We start from the raw sequence: 19272 nt of genomic DNA on the forward strand, positions 1-19272 counted from the left end.
CGGTTGTCACCTGGCGCGTGAGCCCACAGCGGGGATGGTGGCCGACGCCTCGGTCGGGTTGGCGCTCGATCCGCTGTGCCTCGAAGCCGGGGCTGGCTCGGACTCCGAGTCCAGAGCCTTGCGGACGGCGGTCAGGATGTCCTCGGTGCCGGCCCCGAGCGCTCGGGCAGCGGCGGTGAAGTCCCGTGCCAGCGTGCTGAGTTGGTGGACGTCGTGTCCGTGCGGAGCGTCCGGGAGCGGGGCCACCCGGGTGCCCGCGCCACGGCGGGTCCGGATCAATTGGGCGGCCTCCAGCTCGCGGTAGGCACGAGCCACGGTGCCCGGCGCCAGACCCAGGTCGACAGCGAGTTGCCGAACGGTGGGCAACCGCTCGCCCTCGACCAGCCGGCCGGTGCGGATGAGCGCGGCCAACTGGGCACGGATCTGCTCGTACGGCGGTACCTGACTGGTGGTGTCGACGCGAACGGCGGGGTCACTCATCGTCGTACATCCCTTCGTCGGCCACACCATCGTCCACCGCTCGCGGCGCCACGACGGTCAGCAGGGACCATCCGAACGTGAACATGCCGAGCAGACCCAGGGGGCAGATCACCACGAGGGTGACTGCGCCCAGCGGGCCCGCGCAGGGTCCGTCCATGAAGGCGACGAGAAACATCAGCACGACGAGGAGCACCTGACACGACACCAGCAGGCCCCAGGCCCCGACGATGGCCCAGGCACGGTCGCGGCGCTGCTGGTGGCCGCCCGGCCCGAAGGCGATACGGCGCAGTGCCCAGACGCAGGCGGGGGTCGCGACCGCGAGGGCACCGAGCATCGGACCGCTGTAGTACAGCCCGGGCCAGGGACCGATGGACGTGTGCCACCCATTACAGGCAACCTCCATGACGCGCCCCGCCCCACCTATCCCTTCGCGGCCGGAGGAGGCCGTAACAGCACCCATGAACAGCAGTGCGAGAAGAGAGCCCGCCTCCAGCAGAAGCAGGGGGGTCATGCGGGGCGGCACGTGGTCGCGCACCAGGCGTGGGGCGAGACTGGCGGTCCGGACCGCTTCTTGAGGGCGCAAAGTCAGGGCGTCACCGATCAGGACACCTCCCACCGCGCACAGACCGAACGCGGTGACGGCGAACACGAGGGGCGTCGTGATGTCGCCGCTCTCGATCGTGAGCAACTGCCGTGCGATCTCGATACCGATCGCCAGGCCGGACCATCGGGCGTAGTGGTCGGCGTGGTCGAGGAACCGGGACTGGAGCGGGACGGTGTCGAGCACGTGAGGATCCCCCAAGGCACCTTGTACCAAACGATGGACACAAGATGCCCTGCCCGGAAAGTTGTGTCAAACCATCGACACAAGAACTGAGCCGCCCAGAGTCGCTCCGTGTGCCTGTCCAGACGGCATGAGCTACCACCTCACTGTCTTCGACGTGCCGCGGACCGGCGGCTAGGCGGGCGCGAACGCGGCGATCCTGGCCGACGCGGTGATCCACTACAGGCCCGCCGCGCCAACGCACCAGCGAAGGGACGCGCGTGCCAGCCGTCCCCCGCACAAGACCCGCTCACGGGGGAAAGCCAACCTCACCGGGACAGTCCAGCGACCCAGTCGCTCCGCCGAGCGCACGCCTCGCTGCGCACCCCTGGCCCGTCGTGCGCCACCACGTGGAGCCGTCTGCGCCCGGCTCACCCGGTCGCGGCACCGCTGCACCCCGCAGGCAGGCCGGTGCATAGAATCCGGTGCCATGCCGAAGCCTGACGAGCTGCTCGTTGCCATAGCCGCCCTTGTGGAGTCCGGCCAGAGCAATCAGATGTCCCTGACCGCGATCACCAGTGGTGCCGTCATCACCGGTCGGCTGGCCCCGGAAACCATGTGGAGGCAGAGGGTGTCCGAGGTGCTGACGGACTCCGCCGACCTGGGCGCGTTCTCCGCGGTCTTCGACACCCCCTCGCCGAAGGACGGGCCGCCCACGCATCTGCACTTCCATGTCGCCCGGATCCTGCAGGGAACGGTGGGGATCCCGGAGACGGGCGGGATGTACCGCGTCGCGATCGAGGACGTGAGTGCCTGGACCGTGGGCGACTTCAGCTACTCCGACCACTGACGTACGACCCGCTGCAGACGGTGGGGCCCCGCCGGTACACGCCAGCGCGGCCCCACCCTTCGGTTCTGCTCCCACCAGTCGTCCTCATCCGACCCACCACGGCCACTTCGCGTGCACCGCGAGAGACCGGCGCGTGTTCCGGACCATCCCGGCGACAGGCATGCCCGGTCCGATCATCCTCGACATCGTCGGGGAGCCGGTAAGTGGAGGCCGGCATCAGGAGAGGTAGTCCTCCACCTGCGAGGCCGGGCGCACGTGCGCGTCCGCGGGGTCCTGCCCTGCCGCGACTCGGGCGCGGCGCTGGCGCAACAGGTCCCAGCACTGGTCGAGTTCCGTCTCCAGCTGGGCCAGTCGTTCGTGTTCGGTCGGCTGGTCGACGGTGTTCTCGACAAGGCGGTCGCGCAGGTCCTTCTCCTGGCCGATCATCTCTTGGATACGGCCGAGGATCCGCTTCTCGGCATCTGCTTCGGAGTTCGGCATGGGATCACTCCCTCAGGATGGGGTGCACGGCTGCATCCGCGGTCCAGGACTGCCTTCCAGACGCCGCGCGTGTCCCGAAGCATGCGGGCTCGCGGAATGGCCGCGACCGGATCCGGTAATCGTCCAAGGAGACGTGTGTGAACTGTGGCCTGCCCGCCGCGTCGCCGACCGCCCAGGTACGCGAGGCCGTGGCCGCCAACCGGTCGTCCACCTCCACGAAACCCGGCGCGTCCGTCCGCACGCCGGCGGCGTCCAGGTCGAGGTCCCGCGTCACCAGTTCCCGGCCGACGGCCACCAGCACATCCGTGCCGGTGACCTCACCTCGATCACCGAGGTCCCCCGTGACACCCGACGGGCCACGTGAGACGCCGATGGGCTTGACGCCCGTACGCAGATCCACGCCGGCCATGCCCCGCTCCTTCACCGCGAATGCCGTCCCCCCATCCTCATCCGCGTATCCGTCGGTCGCATCCGGTATCGGCATCGCCGGCCGTCCGGAACCGGTGTTGGCACCGTGCGTGTCGGCTTCGTACTGAGTGTGCTCGCCGTCAGTGCGTCTGCATGGTGATCAGCGCAGCCTCACGGCTTGCGACGGCCGTTGACCATCTCTGCTGCGCCGACCCAGGTCTGTCGACTCTGACCGGAGCCGCGCCTGCGTCGACCCTCCCTGTCGGGTTCGCGTGCCTCGTGTCCGACTCATGGGGCGACACCGGGCCGGGCAGTCGACCGCCTCCCGCCGCCGGACCCTGCTCGACTCACTCGCCCACGCCGGTACCTCGCCCTGGCCACCGATTTCGCACTGCCCACCGTCGGCCAGGCCGTGGCACATCAGCCTCCCGGAGCCGGCCGAGCACGCCTACGGATGTGTGTCCGTGATCGCGATGACCTGGTCGAGGCGATCCCTGGCAGCCTCCAGTTCGTCGATCTTGGCCTGGATGCGTTCGCGCTCGATGCGCAGCATGGCTCGCTGGTCGGCGTCGGTGTGGCCGGCTTCCCAACACGGAAGCAGTTCGGTGATTCTCCGGCTGGTCAGGCCGGCGGCGTACATCTGCTGGAAGAACCGGACCATGGCGATGGCGTCCTGCCGGTACAGACGCTGGCCGGACGGGCTGCGCTCCGGGGTGAGCAGTCCCTGCTCCTCGTAGTAGCGCACGGCGCGCACCGAGACGCCGGCGCCCCGTGCCACCTCACCGATGCGGATCAAGCGCTCGGTCGTGTCCGTTGTGACAGACAACGGTGACTCCTTTCACCCTGGCGCCGACGATCAGCACTTGCCTCTGACGTCAACGTCAGGTTTTAGCGTACGGGACATGGACATCAAGAACTCCGTCGCTCTTGTCACCGGAGCAAACCGTGGCTTGGGCCGCGCTTTCGCCCAGCGTCTGCTGGAGCGGGGCGCCCACAAGGTCTACGCGACAGCCCGCCGCCCGGAGACCGTGGACCTGCCCGGCGTCGAGGTGCTGCCCCTCGACATCACCGACCCCACGTCCGTCAGGGCCGCCGCCGAGGCCGCCCCGGACGTCTCGCTCCTCATCAACAACGCCGGCATCAGTACGGGGGCGGACCTCGTGACCGGTTCGCTGGACACGTTGCGCCAGGAACTGGAGACCAACATGTTCGGCCACCTCGAGATGATCCGGCACTTCGCGCCGACACTGGCCGGGAACGGCGGGGGCGCCGTCGTCAACGTCCTCTCCGCCATGTCGTGGTTCGGCGGCAAGGGGGCCAACTCCTACCACCTGACCAAGGCCGCCGCGTGGGCCATGACCAACGGTGTGCGCCTGGAGCTCGCCGATCAGGGCACGCTCGTCACCGCCGTGCACCTGGGCCTTGCCGACACCGATATGGCCGCCGGCTGGCCCGTGGCCAAGATCGCTCCGTCCGCCCTGGCCGACGCCGCTCTCGACGGTGTCGAAGCCGGGTCCGCGGAGGTCCTCGCCGACCAGTGGAGCCGCGATGTGAAGTCTCGTCTGCCTCTGGCGCCGGAGGAGTTCAACGCCGCCATGGACCACGCTCTGGCGGCACTGCTGGCGGGCTGACAGGCCATCCCTCGGGCAGCGCGGAGGGCAGTCGGCTGCTCCTCCGCGGGCTGTCGGACCCCTCTGCGGTTCCAGGAGGTCGGCCGACGACCGCGGTCACGGCCACGGTGGTACTCATGGGCAGGGCGGAAGACGTCGACGCCTTGTCCGGCTCAGGTTGCGCCGCCCTCGGGTGCTCGTTCGTCGGCCGGCTGACGCTCTCTCCCGCCCGGGTGGCGCTGCCGCCAGATCAAGAAGACCGCACAGGACACCACCGCCCAGCCGGTCAGCACCAGGAACGGGAAGGCGTGCTGGTGCCCGGCGAAGTACACCGCCGTGTGCTGGGCGTTGACCGAGGCACCGGGCGGCAGCCACCGTCCGACCGCGCCCAGCACGGACGGCAACAGCGGCCACGAGACCGCACCGCCCGACGACGGGTTGCCCAGCACGACCATCACACCCCAGGTCGGGATCATCGCCCAACGCCCCATCAAGGTGTTGAACATGGTGAAGGTCATGCCGCTGGTGAACATGGTGAGCGCCAGGATCGACCACGACTCGGCGAACGGCAGCTCGAGCGCCCCGAGCAGCCAGTCCACGGCCGCCGCGATCGCGAAACCGCCCAGCAGCGCATAGGTGGCGGTGAAGGCGATCCGTTCCGCAGGCGTGAGCGCCGGAGCATGGACGCTGAGTTGGATCGCGCCGATGAAGCCGATGATCACCGCGGCGAGCGAGATGTAGAAGATCGCGAGGCCTCGGGGGTCCCCCTTCTGCAGCGGATTGACGTCCCGGACGGTCACCGACACGCCGGTCTCCCGCCCCACCGCCGGAGCCGCCTGCCTCAACAGTTCCGCGACCGAGGCGCCCGAAGCCGACGTCACGTCCAGCACCACGTGCCGCCCGCCGTCGCGCAGCTCGAAGATGGCGAAATCACGCTGATCCTCGACGGCCTCCAGCGCCGCCTCCCGCGAGTCGTACACGTGTGTGGTCACCGAGGAGTTGAGCGCCTTGCCCAGCCCCGCCAGATACTCCTCGCCCCGCTCAGCCTCGAACGACCCGATGACGGCCGTCGGAAGTCGGTGCGGGGTCGGGTTCGCCATCGCATACGTGTACGACCAGGCGAACAGCCCGGCCGCCACGGACACGATGAGCACCAGCACAATCGCCGGCCACTGTGGGCTCCCGCGAAGACGGGCCCAGCGGCCCTCGGGCCCTTCCCGATCGTCCTGCACGCCGCCCGTCCCTCATCCCTCGCACTCGCACTCGCGTGGCCGACTCACACTCAGCGGATCCAGGCCTCGGAAGCCGTATCCGCCCGTCGCCCGGGCCGGCCGAATCGAGCGAGTCGGCTGGAGAGGACGCCACGCCACGATGGCCTGCCTCAGCCGCGTCGCTCCGTTCCGTTTCCGTTCCGTCCGGCCATCAGCTCCGCGCGGGCTCTGAAGACCGGCTACATCCTCACGCGTCCCACACGGCGATCCAGCCACCAACACCCTCCGTGACCGGGTGAAAGGCACGATGGGTGCCCCAGTGGGCCGCTCGGCTCAGGGGTCGGACAGGGGAAGGCGGGTGGATGCGGTGTCGCTCACCCGCTGGGCGAGCGAGGTATCTGCCCAGGCGAGCCCGGCGTGTGGGTGTGCTCCAGCCGATCCTCCGGACGTCGGGCCGTCACTGAAGAGACCGCCGCCGACGTCGCCCGCTCGGTCAGTGCGGCGGGGAGCGTCGTCGTCTCCGGGACGCCGTCGTGCTCGGCGAGCTTGGCCATCAGCAGGTCCACCGCGCCGGTGCCGATCTCGGCCGACGGGATCGACACGGAGGAGATGGGCAACGGCGCCTGTTCGGCTGTCTCGTCGGGGCAGATCGCGACGACCGAGAGGTCCTGGGGGACGCGTAGGCCCATCGTCTGGAAGGCCGTGATCAAGGGCTGGGTGACCGGCTCGTTGTGGATGACCACCCCGGACAGCTCCGGCTGCTCGTGCAGCAGTTGCTCGGCCATCGCCTGCGCGGCCGCCGGGGTCTCCGGGCACGGATGGACGGAGGAGCGCAGGCCGAGGCGGTCGGCGGCGGCCGTGAAACCGGCGGCTACACGGCGGGCGAAGCCCGTGCCGCGGACGTACACCTCCGGGGGCGAGCCGACCAGGGCCACCGTGCGATGGCCGAGCGAGGCGAGGTGTTCCACGCATGCTTCGCCCGCACCCGCGAAGTCCAGGTCGATGCAGGTGAGTCCGGCCGGGTCGGAGGGGAAGCCGATCAGGACGGACGGCTGGTCCAGGCCGCGCAGCAGAGGAAGCCGCCGGTCGTCCATCTCGACGTCCATGATGATGAACGCGTCCGCCAGGCGGCTCCGGGCGACCCGGTTGATGCCCTCCTCCCCCTCGTTGTGGGTGAGGAGGAGGACGTCGTGGTCGTGCTCCCGGGCGGCGGTGGCCACGGAGGTGGCGAACTGCATCACCACAGGCATGTGCATGCCCTTGCGAAGGGGCAGGACGAGGCCGATCACCTGTGACCTGCTGCTCGCCAGGGACCGGGCTCCGGCGTGCGGCCGGTAGCCCAGTTCCCGGATGCTGTCCTCTATGCGCCGACGCGTCTCCTCGGAGATCGGTCTCTTGCCGCTGAGGGCGTAACTGACCGTGCTGGCCGACACGTTGGCGTGCCGCGCCACGTCAGTGATCTTGACCATGGGTGTACCTTCTCGAGTCCCGCTGTACTCCGTCATCCTCGGGCATCGGAGAGTGTCAGGGCGAGTACGGCCGTACCGGCTGCGGCGCGGGCGGAGGGGCCGCCGGCGACCTCGATGCCCCAGGGCAGGGAGGCGTCGGAGATCTCGGCCCGGAGCGTCGAGCCTTCGTGTACGACGGTGATCTCGACCGGGGCCGTGCTGTCCTCGCGGGGGATGCGCACGGTGGTGCGGGAGCCGTCGGCCGGTTCGAAGACCCGGACGGTCACCTCGTCGGCCCAGGTGTAGTCGGGACGGTCGTCGACGGAGCCGACCGGTACCGCGGCACCGGGTCGGGCCAGCAGCGGCAGGCTGAGGTAGTCGTAGGTCTCGCGCACCCAGCGTGGGCCGGTGACCTTCTCGCCGGTCGTGAAGTGCGTCCACGTGCCCTCGGGCACGTAGTACGACACCTCGCCGTCCTCCGAGAACACCGGCGCGACGAGCAGGTCCCCGCCGAGCATGTACTGGCGTTCCAGGGAGGCGCAGGCCGGGTCGTCGGGGAACTCCAGCATCATGGCCCGCATCATGGGGATGCCTTCACTGTGCGCCTGGTGGGCGGCGCCGTAGAGGTACGGCATGAGGCTGAGCTTGAGCTTCGTGAAGTGGCGCAGGACGTCCACGGCCTCCTCGTCGAACAGCCACGGCACGCGGTAGGAGGAGGAGCCGTGGAGGCGGCTGTGCGAGGAGAGCATGCCGAAGGCGGTCCAGCGCTTGAAGAGGCCGGCGTCGGGCAGGCCCTCGAAACCGCCGATGTCGTGGCTCCAGTAGCCGAAGCCGGACAGTCCGAGGGAGAGGCCGCCGCGAAGGGACTCGGCCATCGACTCGTAGGTGGACTCGCAGTCGCCACCCCAGTGCACGGGGAACTGCTGGCCGCCGGCCGTGGCGGAGCGGGCGAAGAGGACCGCCTCTCCTTCGCCGCGGTGCTTGCGCAGCACGTCGAAGACGGTCTTGTTGAAGAGCTGGGTGTAGTAGTTGTGCATCCGCTCCGGGTCGGAGCCGTCGAACCACGTGACTTCGGTGGGGACGCGCTCGCCGAAGTCGGTCTTGAAGCAGTCGACACCCATGTCGAGAAGGGCTTCGAGCTTGGACGCGTACCAGGCGCAGGCGTCGGGGTTGGTGAAGTCCACCAGGGCCATGCCGGGCTGCCACAGGTCCCACTGCCAGACGCCGCCGTCGGGGCGCTTGAGGAGGTATCCGGCGGCCTTGCCCTCGGCGAAGAGGGGGGAGCGCTGGGCGATGTAGGGGTTGATCCATACACAGATGTGCAGGTCCCGGTCCTTGAGGCGGCGCAGCATCCCCTCGGGGTCGGGGAAGACGCGCGGGTCCCACTCGAAGTCGCACCAGTTGAACTCGCGCATCCAGAAGCAGTCGAAGTGGAAGGCCGACAGCGGGAGATCGCGTTCGGCCATCCCTTCGACGAAGCCGGTGACGGTCTGCTCGTCGTAGGAGGTGGTGAAGGAGGTGGTCAGCCACAGCCCGAATGACCAGGCGGGCGGGAGCGCCGGCCGGCCGGTCAAGGCCGTGTACTTGCGCAGGATCTCCTTCGGCGTGGGGCCGTGGATGACGTAGTACTGCAACTGCTGTCGCTCGGCGCTGAATTGGACGCGTGAGACCTGCTCGGAGGCGACCTCGAAGGAGACCTTGCCGGGATCGTCGACGAAGACGCCGTAACCGGCGTCGGTCAGGTAGAACGGGACGTTCTTGTACGACTGTTCGCTGCTGGTGCCGCCGTCGGCGTTCCAGATGTCGACGCTCTGGCCGTTCTTGACGAGCGGGCCGAAGCGCTCACCGAGACCGTAGACGGATGTGCCGACGTTGAGGCGGAGTTGCTCGCGGATGTAGTGCTCGCCCTCGGCGGTCTCCATCAGCGCCATGGCCTTGACGTCGCTGCTGGTCAGGGTGCGTCCGTCGGCCTGGAACTCCATCCGCCAGTCGCCGTCGAGGCGGAAGCGGACGCTCAGGTCACCGGACGTGAGGGTGGCTTCTTTGTCGTCGACGGCCACGACGGGGTCGTGGGGCTCGTGGTGCAGTTCGAAGTGAGGGCCGGTCTCGACGGCGCCCTCGAAGTGGGTGATGCGTACGCCGATGACACCGGGCATCGGCGCGGTGCAGTCGACGGTGATGAGCGGGCCCTTGAGCAGGTCACCGCGGTGCCGGATGTGCTGGGTGGGCGCGTGGACCCGCAGTGTTCCGGGGCCCGGGACGGCATCGAGGACCTGGGCCGGATACGCCGCCGTGATGCCTTCGCGCAGCAGCCAGTACCCGTTGGTGAACTTCATCGTCGATGCCTTTCCCGGTGGGCGGCCACCGGCGTTCTCGGTACGTACGGAGGAAATCGGGTCACTTCACGGCGCCGACGGCGATGCCTCGCGTCAGGGTCCGCTGGAAGAACAGGAAGAAGACGATCGCGGGCAGTGCGCCGAGCAGGCCGGCGGCGTTGGTCATCGTCGCGTCCATCAGACGCTGGCCCTGGAGTACGCCGAGCGCCACCGAGACGGTCTGATTGTCGTTCGACGGCAGCATGACCAGCGGCAGCAGGAACTCGTTCCAGGTCCAGATGAAGAAGAACACCAGCAGGACGCCGAGGGTGGGCCGGCTGACCGGGACCACCATGCGCCACAGGATCTGCCAGCTGTTGGCGCCGTCGATCCTGGCCGCCTCGATGATCTCCCTCGGGAAGGCCCCGAGCACGGAGGACAGCAGGTACGTGCCGAAGGCCGCCTGTACGACGCTGAAGACGATGATCAGGCTCAGCCTGGTGTCGTACAGCCCCACTTCCTTGGACAGGTAGTACAGCGGGTAGACGAGGGCCTCCTGCGGCAGCACGTTGGCCAGCACGAAGAAGGCGAGGAAGTACGCCTTGCCCTTGATCCGGCCGATGCCGATCGCGTACGCGTTGAGCACCGACAGGATGACGCCGAAGACGGCGACCGAACCCGAGATCAGGACCGAGTTCAGCAGGGTGTTCCCGAAGTCGACCCGGGTCCAGAAGTCCTTCAGGCCGTCCAGGTAGAGGCCGTCGGGCAGGGACAGCGGGCCGTTCGCGGAGTATTCGGCCGGTGACTTCAGCGCGTTGACGAGGACGATGAGCAGCGGCAGCACCATGAAGACCGCGCCGAGGAACATCGCCACCAGCACCGGGTAGCGCTTGACCGCGTTCACTGTGCGTCCTCCGATCGGGCTTGGAAGCGCAGTCCGACCGTGGTCAGCGCCAGGATGATGAGGGTGAGGACCGTCGCGATCGCCGAGCCGTAGCCGACGTCCGTCTTCTCGAAGAAGGTCGAGAAGGAGAAGTAGGACGGCACGATGGTCGCGTCGGCGGGGCCGCCCTTGGTGAGGACGTAGACCGCGCCGAAGACCTTCAGCGCGGCGATGGTGCACCACAGCATCACCACGTAGATCTCGGGGCGGATCTGGGGCAGCGTCACATGCCAGAAACGCTGCCACCAGTTCGTCCCGTCCAGCTCGGCCGCCTCGTAGAGCGAGGGGTCGACCCGCTGGAGTCCCGCCATGAAGATCACGACAGGGAAGCCCAGCTGCACCCAGACCATCACGGCCATCACGCTGTAGAGCGCGAACTTCGGGTCGCCCAGCCAGTCCTGCTGGAGCGAGCCCAGGCCGACCGCCTTCAACAGCTCGTTGAGCGAGCCGTTCTCGGGGGCCAGGATCCAGCTCCAGACGATGCCCGCGACCGTGATGGGCAGGACCTGCGGGAGGTAGAAGCAGGCGCGCAGCACGCTGGCCAGCTTCGAACCGAAGTGCTTGCCGATGAAGTCGAACAGCGCCGCCGCCACCACGAGGCCGACGGCGGTGGGGATCACCGCCATCGCCAGGACCATGGCGACGCTGTGCCGGAAGGACTCCCAGAACCGCGAGTCCTTCATCAGCTCCTGGTAGTTCTCCAGCCCGGCCCAGGTGGGCGAGCCGACGCCCTGCCAGTGGGTGAGGCTGAAGTAGATGTTCATCGCGAACGGCACGATCACGACGGCCAGGAAGGCGATGACACCGGGGATCAGGTACAGCGCGTACGGGTTGCGCAGCCGGAGGGGTCGGGCGCTCATGACGTGGGCGCACCCGCGTCATAGGCCTTCTGCAGCTCGTCGAGGACCGCGTCCGGGCTCGCGCTGCCGGTGATCAGCTTCTGGGTGGCCGACACCAGGACGTCGTAGAAGCCGGGGACGGGCCAGTCCGGGTAGAAGGCGAGGCCGTCGTCGGACGAGACCTTGTTGAAGTTCTCGATGAGCTCCTTGGAGCTGGGGTCGGTGATCGCCGAGGGCTCGGCGGCGACGGGCACGCCGCCGTTGTTGCCGAGGGTGTTCTGAATGCCCTTCTTCATCGTGATGTCGATGAAGTCGTAGGCCAGTTGCTTGTTCTTGGCGTTCTTCGGGACGACCCACAGATTGCCGCCGGAGCCGAGGGTGAGCTTGCTGCCCGGGAAGAGGAACGAGCCCCACTTGAACTTGTTCTCGTCGCGGAAGCGGCCGTACCACCAGCTTCCTGAGAAGAAGATCGGGGACTTGCCGCTGATGAAGGACACGCCGGCGTCCTCGGCCTTGGCGCCGCTGCTGGTCTTGGCGATGTAGCCCTTCTTCACCCAGTCCGACAGGGTGTTGGCGGCGTACGTCCAGGCGGTGTCGTGGAAGTCGGCCTTGCCCTTGTAGAGCTCGAAGGAGTCGACCCAGGCGCGGTCGGCCTTGGTGAGGGCGAGCTGGTACAGGTACTGGTGGGCGGGGTACTCGGCGCCGCCGTTGGCGAGCGGGGTGATGCCCTTGGCCTTGAAGGCGGCGAGGGCCTGCTCGAACTCGTCGAACGTGGTCGGGACCTTCACATCGTTCTTAGCGAAGAGGTCCTTGTTGTAGTACACCATCGTGTACTCGCCGAAGTTCGGGACGCCGTACCAGTTGCCGGAGCCCATGACGCCCCTGGCGTCGTACCGGCTGGTGGTTGTGACGCTCGGGCTGAGCAGCTTGTCCCAGCCGTTCTTGGTGACCTGCGGGGTGAGGTCGGTGAGCAGGCCCTGCTTGGCCAGCAGGCCGGCGGTGGCGTTGCCCTTGTTGTATTCCATGAGGTCGGGGGCGTTGCTGGAGTTGAGCACCATCGAGGCGGTCTTCTGGATCTGCTCGAAGCCCTTGGCCTCGAACTCGACCTTGACGCCCGGGTGGGACTTCTTGAACTCCTCTATCGCCTGGTTCCAGGCGACGCCCATGGCGCTGTTGGGGGCTTCGTAGTGCCAGAGCTTCAGCGTCTTGCCGTCGCCCTCCGCACCTCCGTCGGAGCTCCCGCACGACGCCATGAGCATGACGCCCGCCAGGGCTGCTGCTGTGAGAGCCAGCGGTCTGCGCACCTTCACCATTGAAGTGACTCCTACCTGGGCCGAACGGATGCGTCGCCCCGTCGAATCGTTTCGACGAGGCGCGTCGAAGCGCTTCGACGGAGGACCGTATGTACGCCGACCTCATACGTCAATGGCGTTTACAAACCTCTCTCGCGTATGCCCCTTATGAGCCGGGAGATCCGAAAGGTCGGCCGGAAGGGGGTTCCGGCCGACCTTAGGAGAGGGTGTGGGCTAGCCCACCGGCGTCAGCACACGCAGGGGTTCGTTTCCCAGCCGAGGCCCAGGACGTCCTTGTCGCGCAGGGCACCCGCGTAGGCCTGCACCTCGTCCACGTCACCGTGCAGGTACTCGCCCCATCCGTCGCCGACCTTGCCGCGGCCGATCTGGAGAGCACCGGTACTGCGCAGGCCGTCGGGCAGGGTGGTGGTCGCGTCGGCGTTGGTGTAGCCATCCGCGTACAGCTTGATGGTGTCGGTCGCGTCGTCGTAGACCACGGTCAGCCGGTGGCCCTGACCCTCGCCGCCGTCAGCGCCGGTGATCTGGGAGACGACCTTCTCCGGTGCCCCCGCTTCGTCCCGTTCGGGCATGACCAGCTGCCACTTGTGCGTGGGCGGGTCGTAGCGGACCTTGAAGACGTCGGTGTTCTCTCCGGCCTGGGAGAGCACGGTCATCGGACGTGCGGGTTCGCTATCGGCGAGGCGCACGACGACGCCGATGGTGAAGCTGTCGCGGGTGTCCACGACCGGTCCGTCGGCGGAGGCGTATCCGTTCACCCCGTCGAGGGTGAGATGCCCGTCGCCGACGAGCGGTGGCGGGACGTAGGTGCAGTCCGGGTCGATCTCCGGTATGCACGAGTCGTTCGAGGCCCGGTAGATCGTTGCGCCGTCGTGGAGCCGCAGCGGTGATCCGTCCGACTGCTCGGGGCTGGAGCCGTCGGTGGCGCTCGACAGCGACCAGTGACCGCGCAGGGCAGGCTTGCGCCATGCCGCCTCCGTCACCTCGCCGGGCACCACGACGCGGTCATGGACCCGGACGTCGCCGACGTCTCCGTGCCAGCGGTCACGGTAGCCGGTGGCTCCTCGGGCACGACCGATCTGGAAGGCGCCGGCGGCGTCGGTGGGAGTGACGGCCACCGCGTCACCCACCTCGTGGCCGTTGACGTACAGGTGGGCCTCACCGGTCTCGGCGTCGTACAGCCCCAGCAGGTGGGCCCATTCGCCGGTCTCGGGTACGCCGCCGGACACCCGTGCTCCTCCGATGGCGAACGACCAGAGCGGGCCGGAGTCGTTGACGCGCAGCCCGAGAGTGAACCCGGGTCGCCCTTCCGCGTCCTGGCTGGCCACGGTCATGGTGCGGTCCGTCCCTGCGGGCCGGGTCCAGGCGCTCACCGCGAACGTCCGCCGCAGGTCCGTGGCCGGGACGTCCGGGGTGAGGAAGCCGTGACCGCTGCCGTCGAGGGCGACGGTGGTGCCGGTCGCGGTGCCGGAGGGGGCGGCGCCACCGAACGTGGCGCCGCTGCCGGCGCGGGCGGGGGTGCCCGTCTCCGCGGCCGCCTTGCGCGAGCCGGCGGGATCGTCCAGCTTCCAGCGGGCGACGGGGGCTCGTCCGGACTTCACGTTGAACTCGTACCGCGCTGTGGCGCTGCTACGGCCGGACCGGTCGATCGCCCGTACGGTCAGGTACTTGGGGCCGGAGGTGAGCGGCAGGAAGGGCAACGTCACGGCCGCGCCGAGCCGTTCGGCGGTGGCTGTGCCATGGGGGCCGCCGAGGAAGTCGTAGGCGTACGACACCACGTCGTCGGAGGGTGAGTCCACGGTGAAGTGGCCGTAGACGCCGACGCCGTCCACCCAGAACTCCTGATCCGGGGTGGGGTATTCCGGCGAACTGATCGTCGGCTTCTCGGGGTTGGTGTCATCGATGACGAAGGAGCACACCGCACCGTCTCCCTCGTCGCTCCAGGGGGAGACAGCCTTGCCGTCGTTCGCCCGGACATGCCAGGAGATGGCTGTGTCGACGGGAAGGTCGTCCGGCATCGTCCAGTACTGGCGAGACCCCGACGACAGCGTGATGGTGGAGTACGAGCGTCGTTGCGCCGTCCCGTCGGCGTCCGTCCACCATGCCTCGAACTCCCCGGAGAGGGGGCTGGACTCACTGGGCTGGTTGTCCTCCTCCGGGTCGTACAGCACGGCGCTCAGTCTGGGCGAGGTCGGGACGTACACGATGTCGTCGCCCGTCGCGCAGGGCTTCTCGCCGGACTTCAGATCCTTGACGAGAGGCTGGTTCGGCGGCAGATTCTCCACCGCTTGCGCCGTGCCGATCAGGCCTACGAGCAGCGCCGTGGTGCACGCCGCCGTCACCGCCGTTCCGCGTCCGCCGGTCCATCTGAATCGCTCCAACTGGCCCTCCCCTGGGAGTGTTCGAGGCTCGTGGATCACACGAGCCCCCAGAAGCTAACAGGGACCACTGACACGACCGAACGAATAACGTGGGTGCGCGCGGAGCCGGATGCGATCACCGTCCCGGCCGGAGCCTCCGCACGACGGCCTCAGAGCGGGATCTCGAAGTGGACGGTGGCGACGCCCGGGCCGTGCTCGCCCGTGGTGCGGGCGTCGAAGATCTCCTTGGCGAGGCCGCGCCAGAAGGCCTCCGCGCCCGGCACCCGTGTGTTGGTGTGGAGGTAGAGGCGGTCGTAGCCCGGAGTGCCGGCCACGAAGTCGCGGGCCTCCTCGACCAGTGTGCGTGCCAGGCCTCGGCGCCGGTGCTCCGGACGGACGTAGACGCGGACCAACTGGGCGGTGGTACCGGACGGATAGCGTTCGGCCAGCCGGCGGGGATGCGGCGGGTGGGCCGGGCCGGTGGAGTGGACGCCGGTGGTGGCGACCACCTCGTCGCCGTGGGTGGCCACGAGCAGGACGTGGCGGGGGTTGTCGAGGTACGTGCCCTCGATGTCCATGACGTCGCGGTGCCATCGGGGTACGTAGCCGTATCCGAACTCCTCGTAGAAGGTGTCGAGCATGACGGCTCGGGCTCCGTCGACGTCCTCGCGGGTCGCGGGACGCACGGTGTAGCCGGTGGGTGTGGTGCGGGGCATCGGTGGATCCTTCGTCATCGGTGGCAGCCATATGAGGCCCTGACGGGCCCTGTCAGGTTTTGTCAGGACTGGTCCCGGCCCTGCCGAGGGGGCTCATCGGCCTCATCGGAGCACCACGCTACCTGACAATGAAAATGATTACCGATATCGTGTCGACGACGTCGCGGCCCTGGTTCCAAGGCCGCGTCCTTCGCGACGACACGAAAAGGGGAGCCGTGGCCCATCTGCTGGTGGTCGAAAGCTGGGTCGGATCGATGAGCAGGCTGTTTCCACGGGCGATCCGGGAGGGTGGCCACGAGTTCACCTTCCTCACCCGCGACCTGCACCACTACCTGCGTGCCGCGCCCGAGGGCGCCGCGCACCCGCTGCTCGGGGCACGCAACGTGATCACCACGGACACCAATGACACGGAGTCCCTGCTGCCTGAAGTGGAGCGCCTGCACGACGTGTTGCGGTTCGACGGGGTGCTCACCTCGTGCGACTACTACCTGCCGGTGGTGGCGCGTACGGCCGCCCGGCTCGGGCTGCCCGGACCGGCTCCCGAGGCCGTCGAAAACGCCTGCCGCAAGGACGCCACCCGGCGGGTGCTGGCGGAGGCGGGCGTGCCCGGGCCGCGGTTCGCGGTGCATGAGGAGTGGGCCGAACTCGCCCACGCCGCACGGGACATCGGCTACCCGCTGGTGGTCAAACCCGTGGACCTGTGTGCCGGCATGCTGGTGCGGCGGGTGGACGACGAGGCGCAGCTCGCCGCCGCCGTCAAGGCGATGGCCGACTTCCCGGTCAACGCGCGCGGACAGCGGCGGGCCCCCGTCGTACTGCTCGAAGAGCTGCTGGACGGGCCGGAGGTGAGCGTCGAGTCGGTCTCGCACGCGGGCGCTGTGCACGTCGTCGGCGTGACCGACAAGAGCGTCGGTGGGGAGCCGGCGTTCATCGAGACCGGCCATATGTTCCCCGCCGCCCTGTCCGCCGCGGACACCGAGGCGGTCTCGCGGACCGCGGTCCACGCGCTCGAGGCGCTCGGGCTCATGGACGGTGTGGTGGCGCACACCGAGATCAAGCTGACGTCGGCCGGGCCGCGCGTGGTCGAGGTCAATCCGCGGCCTGCCGGGAACCGGATCACCGAGTTGATACGGCATGTCACCGGCATCGACCTCGCCGCCGCCTTCGTGGAGGTCAGCCTCGGCCACTCCCCCGACCTGCGGCGCACGGACACCGGTCTGCGCAGTGCCGCCATCGGCTTCCTCGTACCGGAGGCGACGGGCACGCTCGAGGCGCTGGACGGCGGTCGTGTGCGGACGGCGCCGGACGTGTTGGAAGTGGAACTCGCCGAGCCGGGGCGACAGGTGAAGGCGGCGGGCAGCAACAACGAGTACCTGGGGCATGTCATGGCGGGCGATTCGTCGGGCGTCGGGGCCCGCGCCCGGGTCGAGGCGCTGCTCGGCGACGTGCGGGCCGGGATGGTGATCCGATGAGGTCCGCCAGCCCCTTCTCCGCCGGCACGGCCCCTGCAACACCGGCTCCTGTCTCTCCGATCTCCGCCGGCACCGCGACGACAGTTGAGGAGCTGCTCTCCCTCGCCCGTGCCGGAGAACTCGGCGCAGATCCAGCCGGGTTGCGGATCTCCGTGGCCTTCACCACCCGGCAGGCCGTACGGCACGAGGGGCGTGGCACCGGGTACCGCAACGAGGTGCTCAGCCTGCGGGTGGCCGAAGCCGTCGGAAGTTGTGCGGTCGAGCCCGGTGCGCTGCCCGACGGCGCGGTGGACGACTGTGCCGGCGCGCTTGTGGCCCGGCTGCTCGAACATCCGATGCTGCCGGTGCGGGTCGCCGCGCTCGACGCCTATCTGATGCACGTCTTCCCGCACACCCCGGAGAACGGAGCGCGGCCCGTCGCCCTGCCGGCCGGGACGTCGCTGGAGAAGTCGCGCGTCCGGGCCGACGCCGTCGCCGGGCTGCTCACCCTGCCGCCCGGGTCGACGGTGCTCGTGGTCGGGGTCGTCAACTCCCTTCTGGAGGCGTTGCGTTCACGAGGGCTGCGCTACGTCCCCTGCGACCTCAAGGGCGGTGTCACGGAGTGGGGCGAGCCGATCGCGACCGACGCACTCGCCGCGGCCGGCCGCTGCGACGCTCTGCTCGTGTCCGGGATGACCCTGGGCAACGGGACCTTCGAGGCGCTGCGGAAGCACGCGCTGCGGCACGACAAGCAGTTGGTGATGTTCGCCCAGACCGGCAGCGCCGTACTCCCCCGGCTGCTGGGGCACGGGGTGAGCGCGGTGTGTGCGGAGCCGTACCCCTTCTTCTGGCTGGACGGCGGACCCGGCACCGTCCACCGCTACCGCGCCGGCTGTCCGGGAGGCACCCCGTGACCACCGCCCTGCGCACCACCGCCCGCCCGGAACTGCTCACCCTGCTCGGCCGCACCCCTGTCCTCCGCGTCACCGCCGACCTGCCCGGTCCCCACCCCGGTTTCTGGGCCAAGCTGGAAGGGCTCGCCGCGGGCGGTATGAAGGCGCGGGCCGCCGTGTCGATGCTGATGGGTGCCCGGGAGCGCGGTGAACTGCTCCCCGGCGCTCCGGTGGTGGAGTCCACCTCCGGCACCCTCGGCATCGGGCTCGCCTTCGCCGGACAGGCCCTCGGCCATCCCGTCGTCCTGGTCGGCGACAGCGAACTCGAGCCTTCAATGCGGCAGTTGCTGCGCTCGTACGGGGTGCGGCTGGAGATCGTGGACCGGCCCGCGGCCCGGGGTGGCTGGCAGGCCGCACGCATCGACCGGCTGCGCGCTCTGCTCGCCGTGCTGCCCGACGCCTACTGGCCCGACCAGTACAACAACCCCGACAACACGACCGGTTACGCCTCGCTCGCCGCCGAACTCGCTGCCCAGCTGGACCACTTGGACGTACTCGTGTGCAGTGTCGGCACCGGTGGGCACAGCGGCGGTGTGATCGGCCCTCTGCGACGGCACTGGCCGGCACTGCGGCTGATCGGCGTGGACTCCACCGGCTCCACCATCTTCGGCCAGCCCGCCCGGCCCCGCCTGATGCGCGGCCTGGGCAGCAGCATCCATCCGCGTAACGTCGCCTACGACGCCTTCGACGAGGTGCACTGGGTGGGGCCGGCCGAGGCCGTGGACAGTTGTCGGCGGCTCGCCCGGGGCAGTTTCGTCAGCGGTGGCTGGAGCACCGGTGCCGTCGCCCGCGTCGCCGCCTGGGCGGCCCGGGTCCACCCGGGTGCGGTCGTCGGCACCGTCTTTCCCGACGGGCCGCACCGCTATCTCTCCACCGTCTACGACGACGACTTCACCACAGCCCACGGCGTCGATCCCGCCACCGCGGCCACCCGGCCCGTGGAGATCCCGCACCCGTACGCGGCGGAGGCCACCGGCTGGGTGCGGTGCACCCGCGTCACCGACCCGCTCGCGCCCCGCGCGGACGGACCGGTGAGGGCCGCCGATTCGCTCACGCCTCGCGCGGAGGACCGATGAGGACCACCCATCCGCTCACGCCTCGCGCGGAGGACCGATGAGGACCACCCATCCGCTCA

The 19272-nt window shown here is 69.3% G+C and carries 18 protein-coding genes; 5 read left to right on the forward strand and 13 right to left on the reverse strand.

Features of this window, described 5'->3' with window-relative positions:
• Positions 1-6: 6 nt before the first annotated feature.
• Together KBY32_RS13705 and KBY32_RS13710 are read right to left on the reverse strand one after the other, a co-directional pair.
• The gene (locus tag KBY32_RS13705) at positions 7-480 is read right to left on the reverse strand and encodes a GntR family transcriptional regulator (RefSeq protein WP_210980196.1); all 474 of its coding nucleotides are present in this window, start codon (positions 478-480) and stop codon (positions 7-9) included.
• Positions 473-1267: a hypothetical protein gene (locus KBY32_RS13710; protein WP_181890334.1), complete on the reverse strand. Its 795-nt coding sequence runs from the start codon at positions 1265-1267 to the stop codon at positions 473-475. Before KBY32_RS13710 ends, KBY32_RS13705 begins: the two co-directional genes overlap by 8 nt.
• A 466-nt stretch (positions 1268-1733) precedes the next feature.
• Between KBY32_RS13710 and KBY32_RS13715 the strand changes: the two genes are divergently transcribed.
• On the forward strand, positions 1734-2093 hold the full coding sequence (locus tag KBY32_RS13715) for a hypothetical protein (protein ID WP_055620045.1): 360 nt from the start codon (positions 1734-1736) through the stop codon (positions 2091-2093).
• A 216-nt stretch (positions 2094-2309) separates the two neighbouring features.
• Here the strand turns inward: KBY32_RS13715 and KBY32_RS13720 are convergent, their stop codons facing one another.
• From KBY32_RS13720 to KBY32_RS13730, 3 genes are all read right to left on the reverse strand, one after another.
• The gene (locus KBY32_RS13720; RefSeq protein ID WP_210980197.1) at positions 2310-2573 is read right to left on the reverse strand and encodes a DUF2630 family protein; all 264 of its coding nucleotides are present in this window, start codon (positions 2571-2573) and stop codon (positions 2310-2312) included.
• A 4-nt stretch (positions 2574-2577) separates the two neighbouring features.
• Positions 2578-3057, reverse strand: coding sequence for an FAD-dependent oxidoreductase (locus tag KBY32_RS13725; protein WP_247689424.1), 480 nt, complete (start codon positions 3055-3057; stop codon positions 2578-2580).
• A 372-nt stretch (positions 3058-3429) separates the two neighbouring features.
• Complete coding sequence (locus KBY32_RS13730) at positions 3430-3807, reverse strand: MerR family transcriptional regulator (protein ID WP_210980198.1); 378 nt, start codon at positions 3805-3807, stop codon at positions 3430-3432.
• A gap of 76 nt (positions 3808-3883) precedes the next feature.
• On the opposite strand from KBY32_RS13730, the gene KBY32_RS13735 reads away from it, so the two are divergent.
• Positions 3884-4612, forward strand: coding sequence for an SDR family oxidoreductase (locus KBY32_RS13735; RefSeq protein ID WP_210980199.1), 729 nt, complete (start codon positions 3884-3886; stop codon positions 4610-4612).
• Between the two features lie 152 nt (positions 4613-4764).
• Here KBY32_RS13735 and KBY32_RS13740 read toward each other — a convergent pair whose 3' ends face one another.
• From KBY32_RS13740 to KBY32_RS13775, 8 genes are all read right to left on the reverse strand, one after another.
• Complete coding sequence (locus tag KBY32_RS13740; protein ID WP_308293725.1) at positions 4765-5751, reverse strand: ABC transporter permease; 987 nt, start codon at positions 5749-5751, stop codon at positions 4765-4767.
• A gap of 425 nt (positions 5752-6176) precedes the next feature.
• Positions 6177-7271, reverse strand: a complete 1095-nt coding sequence (locus tag KBY32_RS13745) for a LacI family DNA-binding transcriptional regulator (RefSeq protein WP_210980201.1) — start codon at positions 7269-7271, stop codon at positions 6177-6179.
• Positions 7272-7303: 32 nt separating this feature from the next.
• Positions 7304-9586, reverse strand: a complete 2283-nt coding sequence (gene yicI, locus KBY32_RS13750; protein WP_210980202.1) for an alpha-xylosidase — start codon at positions 9584-9586, stop codon at positions 7304-7306.
• Between the two features lie 61 nt (positions 9587-9647).
• On the reverse strand, positions 9648-10433 hold the full coding sequence (locus KBY32_RS13755; protein WP_210980348.1) for a carbohydrate ABC transporter permease: 786 nt from the start codon (positions 10431-10433) through the stop codon (positions 9648-9650).
• Positions 10434-10465: 32 nt separating this feature from the next.
• The gene (locus KBY32_RS13760) at positions 10466-11368 is read right to left on the reverse strand and encodes a carbohydrate ABC transporter permease (protein WP_055620038.1); all 903 of its coding nucleotides are present in this window, start codon (positions 11366-11368) and stop codon (positions 10466-10468) included.
• Positions 11365-12660 (reverse strand): extracellular solute-binding protein, encoded by a 1296-nt coding sequence (locus KBY32_RS13765; RefSeq protein ID WP_210980203.1) that lies wholly within the window; start codon positions 12658-12660, stop codon positions 11365-11367. The genes KBY32_RS13760 and KBY32_RS13765 overlap by 4 nt, the downstream gene beginning before the upstream one ends.
• Positions 12661-12887: 227 nt before the next feature.
• Positions 12888-15038, reverse strand: coding sequence for a LamG domain-containing protein (locus tag KBY32_RS13770; protein ID WP_247689425.1), 2151 nt, complete (start codon positions 15036-15038; stop codon positions 12888-12890).
• Positions 15039-15187: 149 nt separating this feature from the next.
• Complete coding sequence (locus tag KBY32_RS13775; RefSeq protein WP_115506772.1) at positions 15188-15733, reverse strand: GNAT family N-acetyltransferase; 546 nt, start codon at positions 15731-15733, stop codon at positions 15188-15190.
• Positions 15734-15948: 215 nt separating this feature from the next.
• Between KBY32_RS13775 and KBY32_RS13780 the strand changes: the two genes are divergently transcribed.
• From KBY32_RS13780 to KBY32_RS13790, 3 genes are read left to right on the forward strand one after another with little or no spacing between them, the layout of a single operon-like run.
• Positions 15949-17205: an ATP-grasp domain-containing protein gene (locus KBY32_RS13780; RefSeq protein WP_210980204.1), complete on the forward strand. Its 1257-nt coding sequence runs from the start codon at positions 15949-15951 to the stop codon at positions 17203-17205.
• Positions 17202-18098: a Rossmann-like domain-containing protein gene (locus KBY32_RS13785; RefSeq protein ID WP_210980205.1), complete on the forward strand. Its 897-nt coding sequence runs from the start codon at positions 17202-17204 to the stop codon at positions 18096-18098. The genes KBY32_RS13780 and KBY32_RS13785 overlap by 4 nt, the downstream gene beginning before the upstream one ends.
• Complete coding sequence (locus KBY32_RS13790) at positions 18095-19213, forward strand: PLP-dependent cysteine synthase family protein (protein ID WP_210980206.1); 1119 nt, start codon at positions 18095-18097, stop codon at positions 19211-19213. The genes KBY32_RS13785 and KBY32_RS13790 overlap by 4 nt, the downstream gene beginning before the upstream one ends.
• Positions 19214-19272: the final 59 nt, after the last annotated feature.

The organism is Streptomyces sp. RK62 (genome assembly GCF_018070255.1).
Lineage (GTDB): Bacteria > Actinomycetota > Actinomycetes > Streptomycetales > Streptomycetaceae > Streptomyces > Streptomyces nigra.